Source organism: Weissella halotolerans DSM 20190, from assembly GCF_000420365.1.
GTDB classification, from domain to species: Bacteria; Bacillota; Bacilli; order Lactobacillales; family Lactobacillaceae; genus Weissella; species Weissella halotolerans.
Genome location: NZ_ATUU01000001.1, coordinates 1 through 16132, shown reverse-complemented (window position 1 = coordinate 16132; position 16132 = coordinate 1). Strand labels below are relative to the sequence as shown.

General features: G+C 43.3%; 16 protein-coding genes, 1 tRNA gene and 1 rRNA gene. All 18 read right to left on the bottom strand.

What is annotated here, in order from left to right; genetic code table 11:
* Positions 1 to 47: 47 nt before the first annotated feature.
* Entirely contained in the window at positions 48 to 1073 is a 1026-nt protein-coding gene (gene holA / locus G414_RS0100090; RefSeq protein WP_040761382.1) for a DNA polymerase III subunit delta, read from the bottom strand.
* An 81-nt stretch (positions 1074 to 1154) separates the two neighbouring features.
* Positions 1155 to 1862, bottom strand: coding sequence for a ComEC/Rec2 family competence protein (locus tag G414_RS0100085; protein ID WP_022790820.1), 708 nt, complete (start codon positions 1860 to 1862; stop codon positions 1155 to 1157).
* Between the two features lie 75 nt (positions 1863 to 1937).
* Positions 1938 to 3371, bottom strand: coding sequence for a ComEC/Rec2 family competence protein (locus tag G414_RS0100080; protein WP_022790819.1), 1434 nt, complete (start codon positions 3369 to 3371; stop codon positions 1938 to 1940).
* On the bottom strand, positions 3368 to 4045 hold the full coding sequence (locus G414_RS0100075) for a helix-hairpin-helix domain-containing protein (RefSeq protein WP_022790818.1): 678 nt from the start codon (positions 4043 to 4045) through the stop codon (positions 3368 to 3370). The genes G414_RS0100080 and G414_RS0100075 overlap by 4 nt, the downstream gene beginning before the upstream one ends.
* 74 nt (positions 4046 to 4119) lie before the next feature.
* Positions 4120 to 4404, bottom strand: coding sequence for a DUF1292 domain-containing protein (locus G414_RS0100070; protein ID WP_022790817.1), 285 nt, complete (start codon positions 4402 to 4404; stop codon positions 4120 to 4122).
* Between the two features lie 11 nt (positions 4405 to 4415).
* A complete protein-coding gene (locus G414_RS0100065) occupies positions 4416 to 4709 on the bottom strand; it encodes a DUF1292 domain-containing protein (protein ID WP_022790816.1) in 294 nt (97 codons plus the stop codon).
* A gap of 12 nt (positions 4710 to 4721) precedes the next feature.
* The gene (gene ruvX / locus G414_RS0100060; protein ID WP_022790815.1) at positions 4722 to 5159 is read right to left on the bottom strand and encodes a Holliday junction resolvase RuvX; all 438 of its coding nucleotides are present in this window, start codon (positions 5157 to 5159) and stop codon (positions 4722 to 4724) included.
* Complete coding sequence (locus G414_RS0100055) at positions 5159 to 5410, bottom strand: IreB family regulatory phosphoprotein (RefSeq protein WP_022790814.1); 252 nt, start codon at positions 5408 to 5410, stop codon at positions 5159 to 5161. Before G414_RS0100055 ends, ruvX begins: the two co-directional genes overlap by 1 nt.
* 24 nt (positions 5411 to 5434) lie before the next feature.
* Entirely contained in the window at positions 5435 to 8086 is a 2652-nt protein-coding gene (gene alaS, locus G414_RS0100050) for an alanine--tRNA ligase (RefSeq protein WP_022790813.1), read from the bottom strand.
* A 315-nt stretch (positions 8087 to 8401) separates the two neighbouring features.
* On the bottom strand, positions 8402 to 9628 hold the full coding sequence (locus G414_RS0100045) for an MFS transporter (RefSeq protein ID WP_022790812.1): 1227 nt from the start codon (positions 9626 to 9628) through the stop codon (positions 8402 to 8404).
* A gap of 211 nt (positions 9629 to 9839) precedes the next feature.
* Complete coding sequence (locus tag G414_RS06950; RefSeq protein WP_022790811.1) at positions 9840 to 10394, bottom strand: sugar O-acetyltransferase; 555 nt, start codon at positions 10392 to 10394, stop codon at positions 9840 to 9842.
* A 26-nt stretch (positions 10395 to 10420) separates the two neighbouring features.
* Complete coding sequence (locus G414_RS0100035; RefSeq protein ID WP_022790810.1) at positions 10421 to 11770, bottom strand: DEAD/DEAH box helicase; 1350 nt, start codon at positions 11768 to 11770, stop codon at positions 10421 to 10423.
* Positions 11770 to 12714 carry a DHH family phosphoesterase gene (locus G414_RS0100030; protein ID WP_022790809.1) on the bottom strand — a complete coding sequence of 315 codons (945 nt, stop codon included), beginning with the start codon at positions 12712 to 12714 and terminating at the stop codon, positions 11770 to 11772. The genes G414_RS0100035 and G414_RS0100030 overlap by 1 nt, the downstream gene beginning before the upstream one ends.
* A gap of 195 nt (positions 12715 to 12909) precedes the next feature.
* Positions 12910 to 14019: a DNA polymerase IV gene (gene dinB, locus G414_RS0100025; protein WP_169558480.1), complete on the bottom strand. Its 1110-nt coding sequence runs from the start codon at positions 14017 to 14019 to the stop codon at positions 12910 to 12912.
* 81 nt (positions 14020 to 14100) lie between these two features.
* Positions 14101 to 14451: a preprotein translocase subunit YajC gene (gene yajC / locus G414_RS0100020; RefSeq protein ID WP_022790807.1), complete on the bottom strand. Its 351-nt coding sequence runs from the start codon at positions 14449 to 14451 to the stop codon at positions 14101 to 14103.
* 46 nt (positions 14452 to 14497) lie between these two features.
* Positions 14498 to 15646, bottom strand: coding sequence for a tRNA guanosine(34) transglycosylase Tgt (tgt, locus tag G414_RS0100015; RefSeq protein ID WP_022790806.1), 1149 nt, complete (start codon positions 15644 to 15646; stop codon positions 14498 to 14500).
* 169 nt (positions 15647 to 15815) lie between these two features.
* Positions 15816 to 15888, bottom strand: a tRNA-Val gene (locus tag G414_RS0100010).
* Between the two features lie 5 nt (positions 15889 to 15893).
* Positions 15894 to 16010, bottom strand: a 5S ribosomal RNA gene (gene rrf, locus G414_RS0100005).
* Positions 16011 to 16132 lie beyond the last annotated feature (122 nt).

Here is a 16132-nt window from a genome sequence, read left to right as displayed (position 1 = left end):
ATGTGCACCTAATTATCATACACAAGTCACCCTTAGATTGCAAGGCTTTATTCTCTCACTGTCGCTTGGTAACGCAAAATAAATAATTCAAATAACAATTCCGGGTCACGTTGGGTTGATTTAAGTTGCTCCTCAAGCCGAATTAGGCCTAAGTAAGCTCGTCCCAAAGTTGCATACCGATAACGACGAACCGTTTGTTTTGCTAACTTAATCCGATAAGGATGCACCTTTAACGCCTTGGCCAATCCCTGTTCACTTAAGGTAGAAGCCTTTACTTGTACTAATAATCTGAATTGAGACAAAATTGCTGCTTGGATGCGTAAGGGCTCCTCACCGTTGATAAGTAACTCATGGTAAAGTTCAACAGCCTGCCGCAAATGCTGTTTTAAGAGCTGATCAATCAAATCAAACACGTTTTGACTCAGGGTTTTTGTAACTAAGTCCCTAACTGTCTGCAGGTCAATAGTATGTGACTGCTCTGCATAAAGCATAAGTTTGGTTAATTCAGCCATAATTTGCGTGAGGGAAAAGTTTGTTAAATTTAACAGCGCAGTCTGCGCCTCCATACTCATGTTATACCCTTGCTTATCCAATCGTGCCTGCACAAATTGACGCAAATCCCGTTCAGTTAGTTTACCAAAAGGTACATAAACTGCCCGTTCTTTTAATTGTTTGGTCACCTTCTTACGACTATCCAACTTCTCATAAGGGGCAAATAAAACCAAAAGAGTTTGAGGCTCAGGATGACTAAGATACTCTAATAATTGAGATAGATCATGGTTAGGCTTACTATGTTGCGTCTCTCCTGTCAAAAAATAGGCATCATCAATCATCACTAGGCGATAAGTGCCAAAAAAAGGGACATTGCGTGCATCATCCAATGCAGTTGCTAAAGGTGCCTCGCGCATGTCGTACTGTGCAAAATTCAAGGTCCGATCCGCTGGATCAATCAAACTCAAAAACGCCTGCCGCACCTGCTTCAATAAATAATGATCTTGCCCCTGAATTAGATACACGGGTGCCAACTGATGTTGCTGGAGTTGTTCTTCAAGTTGGGCGACTGATAGTGGCATAATCTCATAGTCCTTTCCTTGCACATGTCTAGATTAATGTTGCCACAATCAACCCCCTAACACAACTAGAAAAACAAGTGACTAATCAAAACCACACTCTGTTTGCCATCGAACCGGTTTCGTTCCCTTTAAAAGTAAAAGGCCTTCCTGGGCTGTACTTAGCACCTGGATCTTGTTATGCGCTGCTTTAGCTAGTACTTGTGGGTGCGGATGCCCAAACCGGTTATCTCTTCCGGCACTAACAATACCATAGCTTGGACGTACTGTTTCCAATAACTGTGAACTAGTACTTGTTTTTGAGCCATGATGACCAAATTTCAAAATATCTACCTGTGGTAATCGCATTGCTTTGATAATTGTTTTTTCACCCTCCTGATCTAAATCACCAGTTAACATGATGCCTACCCCCTGATGATATAGATACAAAGCGACTGAGTCTTTATTCTCCCCCTTACCTTCAACAAAAGGATGCAGAACCTGGCAATTTGCTGTTAGGCGGTCGCCTGCCTTAAGCGGATGTACTTGCGTGTCTTTTAAATGTGGTTTTAGCCAACGTCGATATGTGGCCGTTTTTTCCATTCCTGCTGGTAACCCTAAATGCTTAATTCGCAGCTGAAGACTAACTGCTTTAAAGTTACCAATATGGTCCCAATCACGATGAGACAAAATAAGCCACTCAAGTTCAGTAATTCCTTTGCCCCTACAAAATTGCCAAACTGTTTTCATTTTAGCTGTGTCCTGGTGGACCTGACGATCACCAGTCCATATCTGTCCGCCCACATCGTTCATATAAACCTTTCCCGATGGTTCACGCCAAACAATTGCATCCCCTTGACCAACATCTAAAAAAGCTAAAAAAGGCGTCTACCAAATTGGTCTGGCTAGCATGAGTGCCAATCCTACTATCGGTAACGCCCAGAGCCAGCGTAGTTTTTGGACAAGACAGGCAGCTAACATGAACATGGTAAGTCCAATAATGATGACCTTAGGGGGACGCCCAAATACTAGCTCTCCCGGTAACTGAGCTAGCATATTGGTCCCATATTGGATGCCTTTAATCACGCTATTCATGCCATTGGCCACGACGGTGATTCCAAGCGGCCAGGTTATAAGTGCACCTAGAAGTCCCGGAATTAACACAGCACTAAAAAAAGGAATTGCCAACAGGTTCACCAAGATTGCCCCCGGATGCCAACCATAGGTATGCCACACCAATAAAGGCGCAATGAGTAAATTTAAAAAGAGGGTTTGCCAAATAGCAGGGCTGCTTTTTAAAAGCATTAGCCCTAGGGCTAACAAAAAGGATAGTTGACCAGCAATTGTCAATAACACCCCCGGTAGGCAGCCTAAACTTACTATCAACACATAACCATAGCGGTCTAAGGGAGACCAACGAGACCAACCAATCCTTTGCCATACCTCAGCCAGGCTAGCTAAAATTGGGCGTAATAAGCTTGCTACCTGATTAGCAAATACCCAAATAAAGCCTAAACCAAACACCCAACTCAGCCAGGTTACCTCCTGATAAAGGCCCAGGCAACGTCCAACCCATTGCCATAAACGCCAATAAAACACCACTTGAAACCCTGAAATGCTAAAAAGGTGAATCAGGCCTAAAGGAATTAGACCCTCGTAGTCCTGGTAAAAATGCTCCCTCACTTGTCCCAATAAGAGCGCAGTCCCAAAATCACGAATTCCTTCAGGAAATTGTGTAAACCAGTCTATACTTAGGCGTTGTAATCGTTTGATCAGTGCAAACCCATCATCTGACATTGCAGCAAACTCCGTACTAACTGCATTTAAAGTCAATTGCACCACCACACCTTTGGAAAGCCAGTACTGCTGTTGATTGAAACCATAAAGGTTACACCGTTTTTCCAGTGGTGATGCCTTTGCTAATCCTGTTAGCATCATCTTTTCAACTGAGGATTTCCTTAGGCTGTCTCCATGCTGACCTCGATAACGAAAGCATACCTTTTCTCCAGAAGCTAACTTGCCTACCCCATAGACTTGGCCTTGTTCAACATGACAATCGGTTTGATAGGTAATCAGTTGAACATGACGTTGCGCTTGCGACTGCCAGGCTAATTCAGCGGTATGTAGCTGTATTTCCCGGTTTTGCCAGTAAAGAAAGCACCCACCAGCCAGCAGGATGGTCAACCACCAATGAGATTGATAATTAAACCAGATAATACCGCCAACATAGACGAATATCACCAATACCCACCACTCATGGCCTACTAGGGCTATGTTCAGGCTGGCTAACCACACACCTAGCCAAAAACCATAGCCGCTCACTCCACTACTACCTTGTCCACTAGTTTAGCCACTGTTTTTTCTCCAATTCCACTAATTGCCTTTAACTGCATAATATCAGTGAAAGGACCATGTTCTTGTCGATAGGTAACAATTTCTTCTGCTCTTTTTTGCCCAATTCCAGCTATCTGTTGGAGCATGTGTTCATCAGCCGTATTTAGATTAATTTTCTCGTTGTCACCCTCTCTTAACGGTAACCGATCACTTGTACTTTGATCGGTGGGCGGACTGGCGGACGTTACCACCTGTTCACCTTTCATTGGCACATATACCAAGAGACCATCTTTAAGCGGTTGGGCAAGATTTAACTTACTTAAATCAGCTTGGTCGGTTGCGCCACCAGCTTGTTGCAGGGCCTTTTGAAGACGACTCGCCGGCGGACAAGTATACACACCCGGTTGTTTAACCGCCCCTTTGACATCTACAATCAACGCGGCCTGCGCAGACCGCTGCTTTCCTTTACTTGGTGAATTGATTGAGCGACTAGTAGCGGTCGCCATTATCCGTTGGGGACCAGTCGATGATTGCTTAACTGCCATCGGTTTAACCCCCCAGCCTATGATGAATCCCAACGTTAGTGCGGCGAGAATTCCCAAAGACCACCACTTTTTTTGCTGCCATTTTTGGCCCAAATGCTGATACATATCTAACCACATAAAAACGCCCCCCTTCTTTTTATTGAAGAGAGACGTTCTCAGAGTTACTATTTCTACTTTTAATTCAAATCGTCTTAGTCCAGTTGTCCTTCATCCATTAATGTGGCTAATACATCTTCAACCATTGCATATTCGTCATCTGACTCAATGGGTAGCAAGAGACCATCATCTTTTTCAGGGTCATAAATAAAAGCAAGTACGTCACTTTCACCATCTTCATTTACGTCATCAGCTGCTAATGCGATATACGATTTTCCTGTTTGATCAACCTTAAAGGAAAAGAGTTCTGTAAAAGCATGCTCTTGGCCTTGGTCGTCGGTCAGCATGAAGACTTCTGGTGGCGTTGATTCTGACTTCATTGATTGGCCTCCTAGTCCTTTGCATCCATTTCGTCCAAATACTGGTTCAATGCTGCTTCTACCATGGCAAATTCTGCATCATCTTCAATTTCATCAAAGGTTCCTTCAGTCCCATCATCCTCTTTAGGAGCATTAAAAATGAAGGGGTACATATCAACCGTTCCTTCATCAGGGTCAGCACCGGCTGGGTAGACAATGATATAGTCTCTATTATAGTCATCATTATGAAAGGTAAACAAAACCTCAAATAACTCTTCGTCACCATTTTCATCATAAAGTGTAATAATATCTTGTTCGTCGTTCATTAATGAACCTCCTTATCCTTTTGTGAGTGGTCCTTGGCGGTCTAAATAATTTTGTAAAATTAAAGCGGCTGCTAATTTATCAATCACTTTTTTACGTTTTTTACGTGAGGTGTCTGCTTCTTCAACTAGCATCCGTTCCGCTTCCACCGTCGTCAAACGCTCATCTTGATAATCTACAGGCAAATCAAAGGCTTCCTTTAATAGTGCCCCATAATGTTCAGCTGCCTCAACGCGTGGACCTGAAGTATTATTCATATTTTTAGGCAAGCCTAGTACAAAGCCACTAGGTTGATACTGAGCCACTAGTTCTGCCATTCGCTCTAGATTAAAGGTTTTTGTTTCTTCATCAATCGGAACAATTTCAACGCCTTGCGCCGTCCACCCCAATAAATCTGATACAGCCACCCCAACCGTCTTTGAGCCTACGTCTAAACCAATTAATCGTCCCATCACTTACCCAAATAGTATTTAACTAAAGCTTCAATAATTTCGTCCCGCTCAAACTTGCGGATTAAATTACGTGCATCATTAACCCGTGGAATATAGGCTGGGTCATTTGAAATCAAGTAACCGACAATCTGATCGATTGGGTTATATCCCTTTTCTTCCAGCGCAGCATAGACGGTCTCTAACATCTTGCGAACGTCGTGATCCTCGTTACGATTTAAACTAAATACGGTTGTATGATCTAATGATGTCATATTACTGTCCTTTCACTGTAGTGACTAATGCTCACTTAACCATTCTTGCGCCTTGCCAAAGGCTTCTTGAATTCCAGCAGGGTTCTTACCACCAGCTTGTGCCATATCAGGACGACCACCACCGCCGCCGCCAATAGCTGGCGCGATTGCCTTGATGAGGTCGCCCGCCTTGATACCGTTCTTTACTGCTTGCTGACTGACGGCAACTAGCAAGTTAGCCTTATCATTAACTTTAGCAGCCACCACCAACACATCCGACAAAGCTGCTTGTTTCCATTGATCAGCAGTTGCCCGTAAGGCATCCATTGAAGTGGCTGCTATCTCTGCTGTAATTAAGCGGTAATCCCCAGCAGTTGTTACCTGGTTAAAGGCTGCCTGAGCACTCTGTTGGGCAAGCTTTTGTTCCAAACTAACCACCTGACTCTGGGCATCCTTAAGGGCTTTTTGCACTCCGGCAACCTTAGTTGGTACATCACTTAATTGTGGTGCTTTGACCGTCTGAGCCACGGCCTGTAGCCAGGCATCATGTTGCTTAAACAAGTCCATTGCCCCCTGACCAGTAACAGCCTCGATTCGTCGTACACCGGCTCCGGTTCCCTGTTCACTGACAATCTTGAACATGCCTAATTCAGCTGTAGATTTTGCGTGCGTACCGCCATCAAACTCGGCATTAAAATCACCAATTGACACTACCCGTACTTGATCGCCATATTTATCGGCAAACTCAGCCACGGCACCCATTTTTTTAGCCGATTCAATATCCGTTTCTACCCATGAAACAGGCAGATTAGCAATGATTTTTTCATTTACTAAATCTTCAATTGCCTGTAACTTGTCAGCAGGTACAGCACCATTATAGCTAAAGTCATAGCGCAATCCTTCAGCCGTGACCAAAGAACCAGCCTGTGTAGAATGACTACCCAAAACATTACGGATAGCCTGATCAAGCATATGTGTTGCCGTGTGATTCTTTGATACTGCTGCATGATAGGCTTGATCAACTTCCAATCGGTAGTGATCGCCTACTGTTAATGGTTTTACAAGTGATAGGGTGTGCAAGTGTTGACCGTTAGGCGCTTTTTGCACATCTTCAACCTTAGCCACCACTTCTCCGGCTTGATTTAACACTACACCCCGATCGGCAACTTGTCCGCCCATTTCGGCATAAAATGGTGTTTGGTCAAAAATGGCAAGGACGGCTTGCTTGCCAGGCTCAAACTGGTCAACCAATTGATTATCAACAATTAGGGCAGACAATGTCGTATCCTCAACCACCAACTGTGACCATCCTACATACGTTGATGGAATCTTAAGGTCGGTCAACAAAGCATTCTGAACTCCCATCGATACCTTGTTACCACGGGCAGCTCGAGCACGCTCTTGTTGTGCTTTCATGGCAGCATCAAATCCAGCTTGATCTACTGTGAGCCCCGCCTCTGCAGCAGACTCAACCGTTAACTCATAAGGAAAACCATACGTGTCATATAACTTAAAGGCAATATCACCGGCAATTTCACCCTGGTTCTGTTTGGCATCATTCATAACGTCTGCCAATAAATGCAAGCCATCTGATAAGGTCTTATTAAAGCGTGTTTCCTCACTTTGAACCACGGATGCAATATAATCCGCATTGGCTAACACCTCTGGATAATAAGATGCCATAATCTTGCCAACTGTAGGCACTAATTGCTGCAAAAACTCTTTTTGAATACCTAATTTACGACCATGAACTACTGCCCGCCGTAAGAGACGGCGGATAATGTAACCACGGCCTTCATTAGATGGCAATGCCCCATCGCCAATTGCAAAGGTAACTGCCCGGATATGGTCAGCAATCACTTTGAATGACACATCGCGCTCTGCATTTTCACCATAATGTTTACCTGAAATCGTCTCAACTTGTTGAATAATAGGCCAAAAGAGATCAGTTTCAAAATTGGTATCTGTATGTTGGAATACGGATACTAACCGCTCTAGCCCCATCCCCGTATCAATATTTTTATGAGGTAATTCGGGATAATCCTGATTATTCGTTAATCCTGGTAAATGATTAAATTGAGAAAAAACGATATTCCAAATTTCTAGATACCGTTCATTTTCGCCGCCGGGATGGTTCTCTTTCGGATCAGCTGCGTCAAATCGCGCGCCACGATCATAAAAAATTTCTGTGTCAGGTCCAGAAGGTCCCTCACCAATATCCCAAAAGTTATCCACTTCTTCATATATGTGATCAGCAGGAAGGCCAACAACATTTAACCAAATATCCTTTGTCTCTTGATCGTCAGGATACACGGTCACATAGAGCTTTTCTGGGTCAATCGCATACCAATCAGGACTCGTCAACAATTCCCAAGCCCACGGGATAACTTCGGCCTTAAAGTAATCTCCAATCGAAAAGTTCCCCAACATTTCAAACAATGTTTGGTGACGGGCCGTGTGGCCCACATTTTCAATGTCATTTGTTCGAATAGCCTTTTGAGCATTTGTAATGCGTCGATTTTTAGGCGTCACACTCCCATCAAAATATTTCTTAAGGGTAGCAACTCCTGAGTTAATCCACAGTAAACTAGGATCATCTTTTGGAATCAATGACTGAGATGGTTCAATACTATGCCCTTTACTCTCAAAGAAACGTAAAAACATTGCCCGTGTTTCAGCTGAAGATAATTCTTTCATTCTCTACTTTCCCACCTTTATTTTTTTATCAAAAAAACAGACCCCCATTGCATAAACAAAGACGCCCAAACGCGGTACCACTTTGCTTGCAATGACTGTCTGTCAATCATTACCTCTTTAATGTGTCGTTAACGCCGACTAACGGTTTGCTTTCACAAACACTCCACCTTAGGTAGCATAAGCCACACCTGGCATCACTTTCACCAACCGTGATGTCTCTTCAGCTCACAAGTCGTAGCCCTCATCCTCGCTATTTATTGTACCACACTATTAGCTGAGAACAGCTTTCGTAACCTGCTTGACAAAACTTCGTCACTAATCTTTAATCTTTCCAGGTGTTAGTCCCCGTATCCCGGGAACTGTTAGCATAACAAACAGGCTCAACATATACATAGCAGATAAACAAGCCATCACAAAAAAGATAGAATGCTTAGCCATTAGTAAACCAATCACGACAGATGAAAAGCCACCTATAGCCCGGCCTACATTCACAATTACATTATTAGCAGTGGCCCGAATTTCAAGGGGATACAACCGTGAGATGACTGCTCCGTAACCGCCAAACATACCATTGGAAAAGAAACCAACGGCTGCCCCAGCTAACGTCAAGGTTACCATATTATCGGCTAAGGTGAGTGCAAAGACCATTAAGGCTGAACCAATCAAAAAAGCTCCAAAAGCCAACCTAGGCCCAAGGCGGTCTAATATAGTCCCAAAGACCAACATGCCAAGTGACATTCCCAGAATAGTCGCGACCATCCAAAGAGATGAGCCAGCAACTGTCAGGCCAAGTCGCTTTTGCATCATCGTAGGCAACCAGTTCATTAAGCCAAAATAACCCGCAATTTGTACAATGGCCATCAGCATCAAGGCTAGTGTTTGATAAGTGACCTTAGCCGTACTGAACAAGGGTTTTAATGATATATTAGCTGTTTTGAAAGCTGCCTTAGGCTGCGCAAATCGTGCACTTTCTTTAACATGGCGTCGTACGAAGAAAGTTAGCCCAACCGGTAATAGACCAAACAGGAAGAGCACATGCCAACTTGCCTGAGCTAAAACTAAGGCAGCTAACAACGCAGCTAAGATGGCACCCATTTGCCCACCAATTGCCCCAATAGAGGTCATCCGACCAACTTTATTTGGTGGAAAATTTTCGGCAATCAGGGCCATCGCGACCCCGTACTCTCCACCAGCCCCTAGACCGGTTAGAAACCGTAACCAGTAGACTTGCTGAATATCCTTAACAAAGTACATCAATGCAGTCCCAAAGGCAAAAATAAAAATGGTCCAATTGAAGGTTTTGATTCGCCCAATCCGATCAGCTAATAGGCCAAAAATGATACCACCAATCAACATCCCTAAATTCGTAATGGACGAGATTAACCCTGCTTGACCACCGGTCAAATGCAAATCAATCATCATTGAACTTAAAGCAAAGGAGACAAACATCATATCCATATTTTCTAGCATAAAGCCAGCCGCCGTTGACCCGACCACCCACTTTTGCTGCCTTGTTAGTGTCATTATGCTTGTTTTTTGCATTTGCATCATCTCCTTAATTTTGAACTCACTGGTTCAGGTTAATTAGTTATTAACTATACCGGTAGCTAACGCCTTTGGCAAGTCCCAATTGACCGTTATTTAATTACTCTTGGTTCCTAGAAAACTTCAGGCTTTTCCATTTACATTGACTAACAAAAAAAGCCTTCCAAGCACGTTGGAAGACATTTTCTTAAAGAGAATAAAATGCGATTTAGTTTTTCTCAGCCTGCTGCAAAACTTGCATCGGATTACCCGCTACGACTGTATCGGCTGGTATGTCAGTGGCAACAACAGTCCCTGCTTGGACGATTGATCGGGCCCCAATGGTCACCCCCGGCAAAATTACAGCATTAGCCTGAATCCAAACATCATCATCAATCACAATTGGCTTGGCATGGCGTAATCCCCGCGCACGAGCTTTGGGGTTTAACGAATAAACAGAGGTTTGCAAGGTACAATTAGCACCTACTTTAACATTATCGCCAATCGTAACCTTTGCCATATCGGCAATTACCAGGTTATAGCCCGCATAAAAGTTATGACCAATATAGATATTAAACCCAAAGTCACATTGAAAGGGGGCCAAAATTTGTGTCTTAGACCCAACCGCACCAAAAAAATCTTCCAGTAAGGACATCCGGGCTTCATCTTGAACCGGTAACATCTGATTATACTGAAAACATTTATTGCGTGCCGTTAAACGGTCTGTTGTAACCGCTAATGTTTCAAGAGGCACATCTTTTGCATTATCACTTGGCGTATCCATGATTGATCTTGTTTTGCTCGCTTTCTTTAATTACTTTTATGGGCCTTACGCTGACTTCGTTGGGCCTGACGTTTTGCTGTTCGTTTTTTGAACTGTGTATCCCGTTCAATATTCTTTTTAATGCGCCGCTTATACCCGGGCTTAACCTGCTTCTTTTGTTTCTTAACCATCCCAATCATGGTAGGATCTAACTTTGTCTGTGTTTTAGAACGTTGTCTACGGCGACGGCGATCAATTCCAGGTTTCAACTCCCCCTTAGATAACGTCATCGGTTCAAAGACAACGCCTAATTGCTCGACTTGCGCCACCTTATTTTCTTCTTCTGGATCATACAGGGTAATTGCTGTCCCTTCCATCCCGTTCCGGCCAGTTCGACCCACACGATGAACAAAGAATTCTAAATCATTTGGAATACCATCATTTATAATCAGTGAGACTCCGGGAATATCAATACCCCGCGAGGCCAAATCCGTTGCTACAACATATTGATAATCCAAATGTTGAATTCGCTGCATCGTTCGCTTACGTTCACGTGGCTGAATATCACCATGAATCTCAGCCACCTTTAACCCACGTTCACGAAGGTCTCGGGCAATCTCCCGTGCACGCTCCTTAGTATTAGCAAAAACCAAGGCCAAATACGGATTCCCCATTGTCAAAAGTTGATAAATTAGGTCATCCTTAGAACGCCCCTTCGTCTCTAGAAGAATATTCTTAATGGTAGGGGCAATCACCGTAGCTGTTGGAATTTCTTCAATTACTGGTTGATTCATATACTTTTTCAAAAAAGGCCGTAATTTTTGTGGAATGGTTGCAGAAAATACTAACATTTGCAAATCAGCTGGTAAGGCCCCCGCTATCGCATCAACGTCAGGTAAGAACCCCAGGTCTAATACCATATCAGCTTCATCAACAACCAATGTCTGTGCCGTATGCAAGGCCAACGCCCCTGATTGATAGAGATCACGTAGTCTCCCTGGCGTTCCAATAACTAATTGTGGCTGTTCATGCTGTAATTGATGAATTTGCCGTTGCTTATCGGAACCACCAACAAAGAGCCCTATCTTAGGTTGCTCAGTCTCGGGAAAACTGGCGGTCATGGTTTGGGCAGCTTGATAAATCTGTTGAGCTAACTCACGGGAAGGCGTCGTAATAATTGTTTGTACCTTGTGCTGGTTAGCGTCCAATTTTTCAAAAATAGGAATCAAAAAGGTATGTGTTTTCCCAGAACCGGTTTGTGATTGGCCAACGACTGACTTGCCCTGCAAAATAACTGGAATTAACCGTTCTTGCACGGGGGTCGGTTGGGTAAAACGCATCTTAGTTAAGGCACGATAAATTCCTTCTCGCAGATGATAATCTGTAAATTTTGCCATTAAGCTTGCTCCTTCAGTACTTGATTTGCTTCTTCAATAATTGTTTTTATTTCAGTCCGATCTTTGGCGATCGCTCCAGAAGCAAACGGATGTCCACCGCCGCCATGGCGTTTGGCAATGCCATTAATCGCTGTATTACGAGAACGCAAGCGAACACGGTAGAACCCTTCTGCCTGTTGTTCAAAAACAGCCCAAGCCTTGGCGACATCAATTTTGCCTAGTAAGGGCACAATAAAGGCGGTCCCAAAATCATCTAATTGGAAACTTTCAACAGTTTCCTGATCAAGAATAATATAATTAAACCCTTCCGGCGTTAAGGTCATATGGTCAAAGACATAGCCTGAGGCTTTAGCTGCTGCAGGCGTAATTGTTTCCATATGCTGATTAATCTTAAACCAATCAAAATCAAAGGTCATTAAGCCAGAAACGGCGGCCATCGTTTTTGCGTCAGTTCCATAAAGGAAGCGACCCGTATCGCCAACGATTCCCGCATAGAGATAAGCAGCTCCTGCGTTTGATAGGGTCAGTTGATCAGAGAACTCTTGATAAAACTGAAAAATCAACTCCGATGAAGACGAAATGCCTTCGACCACCCACTTGAAATCCCCGTATGGTTCATCATTTGGATGATGATCAATTTTAACCACTACCTTTCCATAATCGTAACGTTGATCATCAATACGTGGAGAATTAGCAGTATCAGTCACAATGACCAGGGCATCATCATAGAGGTCATCTGAGATTTCATCCATCTGCCCCATCCATTGCATACTAGGTGCTTGTTTACCAACTACATAAACATGTTTACTTGGAAAGGACGTACGAATTAATTCGGCTAAGCCCATTTGTGACCCAATTGCATCTGGATCTGGCCTTTGATGGCGATGAATAATGATCGTATTTGCGGCTTTTATTTGCGCCAAAATTTGTGTTTGCGCTGTCATAATCTGTCTCTTTTCTTACTTAATTTCTTTTCTTACTTAATAAAGGTGTACTCAACTATCGTACTATTATACACCCTTAGTCCTGGTCCTAAATAATCTGTATTTTTCACTTCCGATAAATATAACTTGCTTCGTTTATAAGTTCTTATGCAAACTGAATGGTTAGTTGATTGACCAAACTTTCTGCCTTTCATCTCACTCATAGAGGTTTAAGGGCATCTCGGTAAACGTCACTGGTTGCAAGTTCGTCATCGTAAGCCCTAGCAGTCGAATGGGGCGTTCATAGCCACCCATGTCTTCCCAGATATCCTGGGCTAATTGTTGAATCATACGTTCATCATTACGGATAAAGTCTGGCCCTGTGCGCCGATGGGTCCGTGTTTCAAATCGATCATCACGCACTTTCAAAACAAGGGTCTTTCCATGCTGGTCTTTTCTTTGCAACGTTAAAACTAACTCGTGAGCAAGGCTTCTTAACTCAGTTAGGACTGCTTGATCTCCGTCAATAAAGTGTGTGAATGTATGCTCCTTACCAATCGACTTGCGTTGCCGCTGCCATTGAACTGGTCGTTCATCAACACCTCTAATTCGCTTAAACAGGGTAAATCCTAAGCGACCAAAATGTTCTTCCAGCGTGGCTAAACTTTGCTTATATAAATCCCTGGCCGTATTAATTGATAAATCATGCATTTTAACGGCCGTTTTTTGGCCAACGCCTCGAATAGCTTCAATTGGTAATGGATCTAAAAAGTCACGAATATCTTCTGGTCTGACGACAGTCAATCCAGCTGGCTTATTATGCTCAGAAGCCAGCTTCGCTAAAAACTTATTAAAGGAAATGCCTACCGAACTAGTTAAGGTTAACTGCTGATAAATCGTTTGTTGTAACCAATGGGCCAACATCACCGGATCTTGTTCATAGTCAGATAGGTCTAAATAGGCCTCGTCAAAGGCAATTGGTTCTATTTTATCAGTAAGTTGATGAAAAACCTGATGAACCTGCGTTGATACCTCACGATATAATGAAAAGTTGGGTGGCACAAAAGTAGCCTCTGGCGCCAGTTTTAGCGCCTCGGCAGCACTCATGGCTGAATGAACTCCTTGTTTACGCGCCATATAATTCGCCGTTGCAACCACCCCATGGCCGCCCGTCTTACGGGGATCACGTGCTAAGATGATTGGGACATTTTGATACTCTGGATGATCACGCATTTCAATTTGAGCATAAAAAGCATCCATATCGACATGAATAATTTTACGATCAGCGTGCAACTTGGTAGGAAATTCCAGTAGGTCTGCCATCACTTCCTCCTTCACCAAGATACCTAATAAAAAGTCTAGGTTTCCTTATAGAATATGGAAACCTAGACCCACTCAATATCGTCCTTACTTCTCGCTTGAGACATCACTGTCAGCTTTATCTGTCGAATCAGTCTCTTCTTTAGCACCCACGTTTTCAATCTCTGCAGGCGCATCTACCTTTACATCGTCCTTCACTGTCCGAATAGCAGCGATTTCAAAGGTCAACAAAATACCATCTGCATCTAAAGCCACTGTTTTACGATCAGCACTAATAGAACTGACGGTGGCGTGTAGACCGCCAATTGTAACTACTTGTTGACCAGGTTTCAAATTACTTAGCATATTACGCTGCTTTTGCTGTTGCTTTTGCTGTGGGCGTATCATTAAAAAATACATCAAGGCGATGAACGCCACAATCATAATCATTTGTTGCATCGTTAGTTTCTATCCTCCGTTAGTTAACTTAAGTATTATCCCAACCCTAGAATAATCTAGCATTAGGCTTATTGTACCCATAATTTTCCATCAATTCCGCCCTAAAATCAAGTAGCCGATCTTCAGCAATGGCTTGCCGCATATCCTCCATTAACTTTAAGAGATAACGTAAATTATGCAAACTTGCTAGGTTTTGACCAAGCAGTTCATTAGCTTTAATTAGATGGTGTAAGTAGGCTTTTGTAAAATGAGTTGAAGCATAATCATCTAAGTCAGGATCAATAGGTGAAAAGTCATTTTTATATTTAGCATTAGTAATTACAATTCGTCCATGCTTCGTCATCAAGGTTCCATTACGCCCAATACGTGTTGGCAAAACGCAATCAAACATATCAATACCGCGAATCACACCATCAACCAAAGAATCAGGTGCCGCCACCCCCATCAAGTAACGGGGCTTGTCCTCGGGTAACCAAGGAACTGTAAAATCAAGGACACGGTTCATTTCTGGCTTTGATTCCCCAACCGAAAGGCCACCAACTGCATAACCCGGTAAATCTAGTGCGACTAAGGAATCGGCTGAAGCCTTACGCAAATCTTTGAACCCGGCCCCTTGGACTATCCCAAATAAGGCTTGATCATCTGGACGCTTGTGCGCCTTTAAGGCACGTTCAGCCCACCGCGTTGTTCGTTCAACTGAATTTTTTACATAGTCATAACTTTCAAAATATGGGATGGCTTCATCTAGCTGCATCATAATGTCAGAGCCTAGGTTATTTTGAATGCGCATCGCCACTTCTGGCGACAAAAACATTTTACGTCCATCTAAGTGGTTTCTAAAGGTTACCCCTTCTTCACTAATCTGATTATGGTCAGATAATGACCACACTTGAAAGCCACCTGAGTCGGTTAAAATTGGGCCATCCCAATCCATGAATTTATGCAAGCCGCCTGCCTGGGCAATCAAATCATCACCCGGACGTAACCATAAATGATACGTATTCGCTAAAATAAATTGTGAATGAATTTCCTTTAATTCACGTGGCGAAATATTTTTTACACTGGCCTGTGTCCCCACTGGCATAAACATGGGGGTCATCACCTCACCATGTGGTGTCGTAATCTTACCCAAGCGAGCACCTGTGTGTTTTTCAACATGTAGTAGTTCGTATTTTATTGCGCTCGTTTGCGCCATAATGCTCCCCTTTCACATAAGGTTTTAAACCGTTCATAAATACTAGTATACCAAATTATCATCTCTTTTGGCTGGCCTAGTAACACATTTAACTTTCTTATATATAAATAGGTACTTACTCCACCGACTATCGGGAGTAAGTACCTAGTTAAAACTGCACATATTGAGATGGACGTTACAGGGATCGAACCTGTGACCCCCTGCTTGTAAGGCAGGTGCTCTCCCAGCTGAGCTAAACGTCCAAGATGCGTTGCGACGCCCTATCCTCGCAGGGAGCGATCCCCCAACTACTTTCGGCGCGATTGAGCTTAACTTCTGTGTTCGGTATGGGAACAGGTGTGACCTCAATGCCATCATCACAACACGTGAGACTTACGTCTCTCAAAACTGAATCTTATTGCTTGCTTTTGCCTTCATTTATCCTTGAGCCTTAACACCGTTTGTTCAACTTGGTTAAGTCCTCGAACCATTAGTACTAGTCCGCTT

What these genes read in the sequence shown, in the direction of transcription:
- G414_RS0100055 (WP_022790814.1), bottom strand. Translation starts at nt 5,410, where the DNA reads ATGACATCATTAGATCATACAACCGTATTTAGTTTAAATCGTAACGAG.
- G414_RS0100030 (WP_022790809.1), bottom strand. Translation starts at nt 12,714, where the DNA reads ATGACAGCGCAAACACAAATTTTGGCGCAAATAAAAGCCGCAAATACG.
- G414_RS0100075 (WP_022790818.1), bottom strand. Translation starts at nt 4,045, where the DNA reads ATGTGGTTAGATATGTATCAGCATTTGGGCCAAAAATGGCAGCAAAAA.
- tgt (WP_022790806.1), bottom strand. Translation starts at nt 15,646, where the DNA reads ATGGCGCAAACGAGCGCAATAAAATACGAACTACTACATGTTGAAAAA.
- G414_RS0100035 (WP_022790810.1), bottom strand. Translation starts at nt 11,770, where the DNA reads ATGGCAAAATTTACAGATTATCATCTGCGAGAAGGAATTTATCGTGCC.
- yajC (WP_022790807.1), bottom strand. Translation starts at nt 14,451, where the DNA reads ATGCAACAAATGATTATGATTGTGGCGTTCATCGCCTTGATGTATTTT.
- G414_RS0100065 (WP_022790816.1), bottom strand. Translation starts at nt 4,709, where the DNA reads ATGAACGACGAACAAGATATTATTACACTTTATGATGAAAATGGTGAC.
- G414_RS0100070 (WP_022790817.1), bottom strand. Translation starts at nt 4,404, where the DNA reads ATGAAGTCAGAATCAACGCCACCAGAAGTCTTCATGCTGACCGACGAC.
- G414_RS0100085 (WP_022790820.1), bottom strand. Translation starts at nt 1,862, where the DNA reads ATGAACGATGTGGGCGGACAGATATGGACTGGTGATCGTCAGGTCCAC.
- alaS (WP_022790813.1), bottom strand. Translation starts at nt 8,086, where the DNA reads ATGAAAGAATTATCTTCAGCTGAAACACGGGCAATGTTTTTACGTTTC.
- G414_RS06950 (WP_022790811.1), bottom strand. Translation starts at nt 10,394, where the DNA reads ATGGATACGCCAAGTGATAATGCAAAAGATGTGCCTCTTGAAACATTA.
- holA (WP_040761382.1), bottom strand. Translation starts at nt 1,073, where the DNA reads ATGCCACTATCAGTCGCCCAACTTGAAGAACAACTCCAGCAACATCAG.
- ruvX (WP_022790815.1), bottom strand. Translation starts at nt 5,159, where the DNA reads ATGGGACGATTAATTGGTTTAGACGTAGGCTCAAAGACGGTTGGGGTG.
- G414_RS0100045 (WP_022790812.1), bottom strand. Translation starts at nt 9,628, where the DNA reads ATGCAAAAAACAAGCATAATGACACTAACAAGGCAGCAAAAGTGGGTG.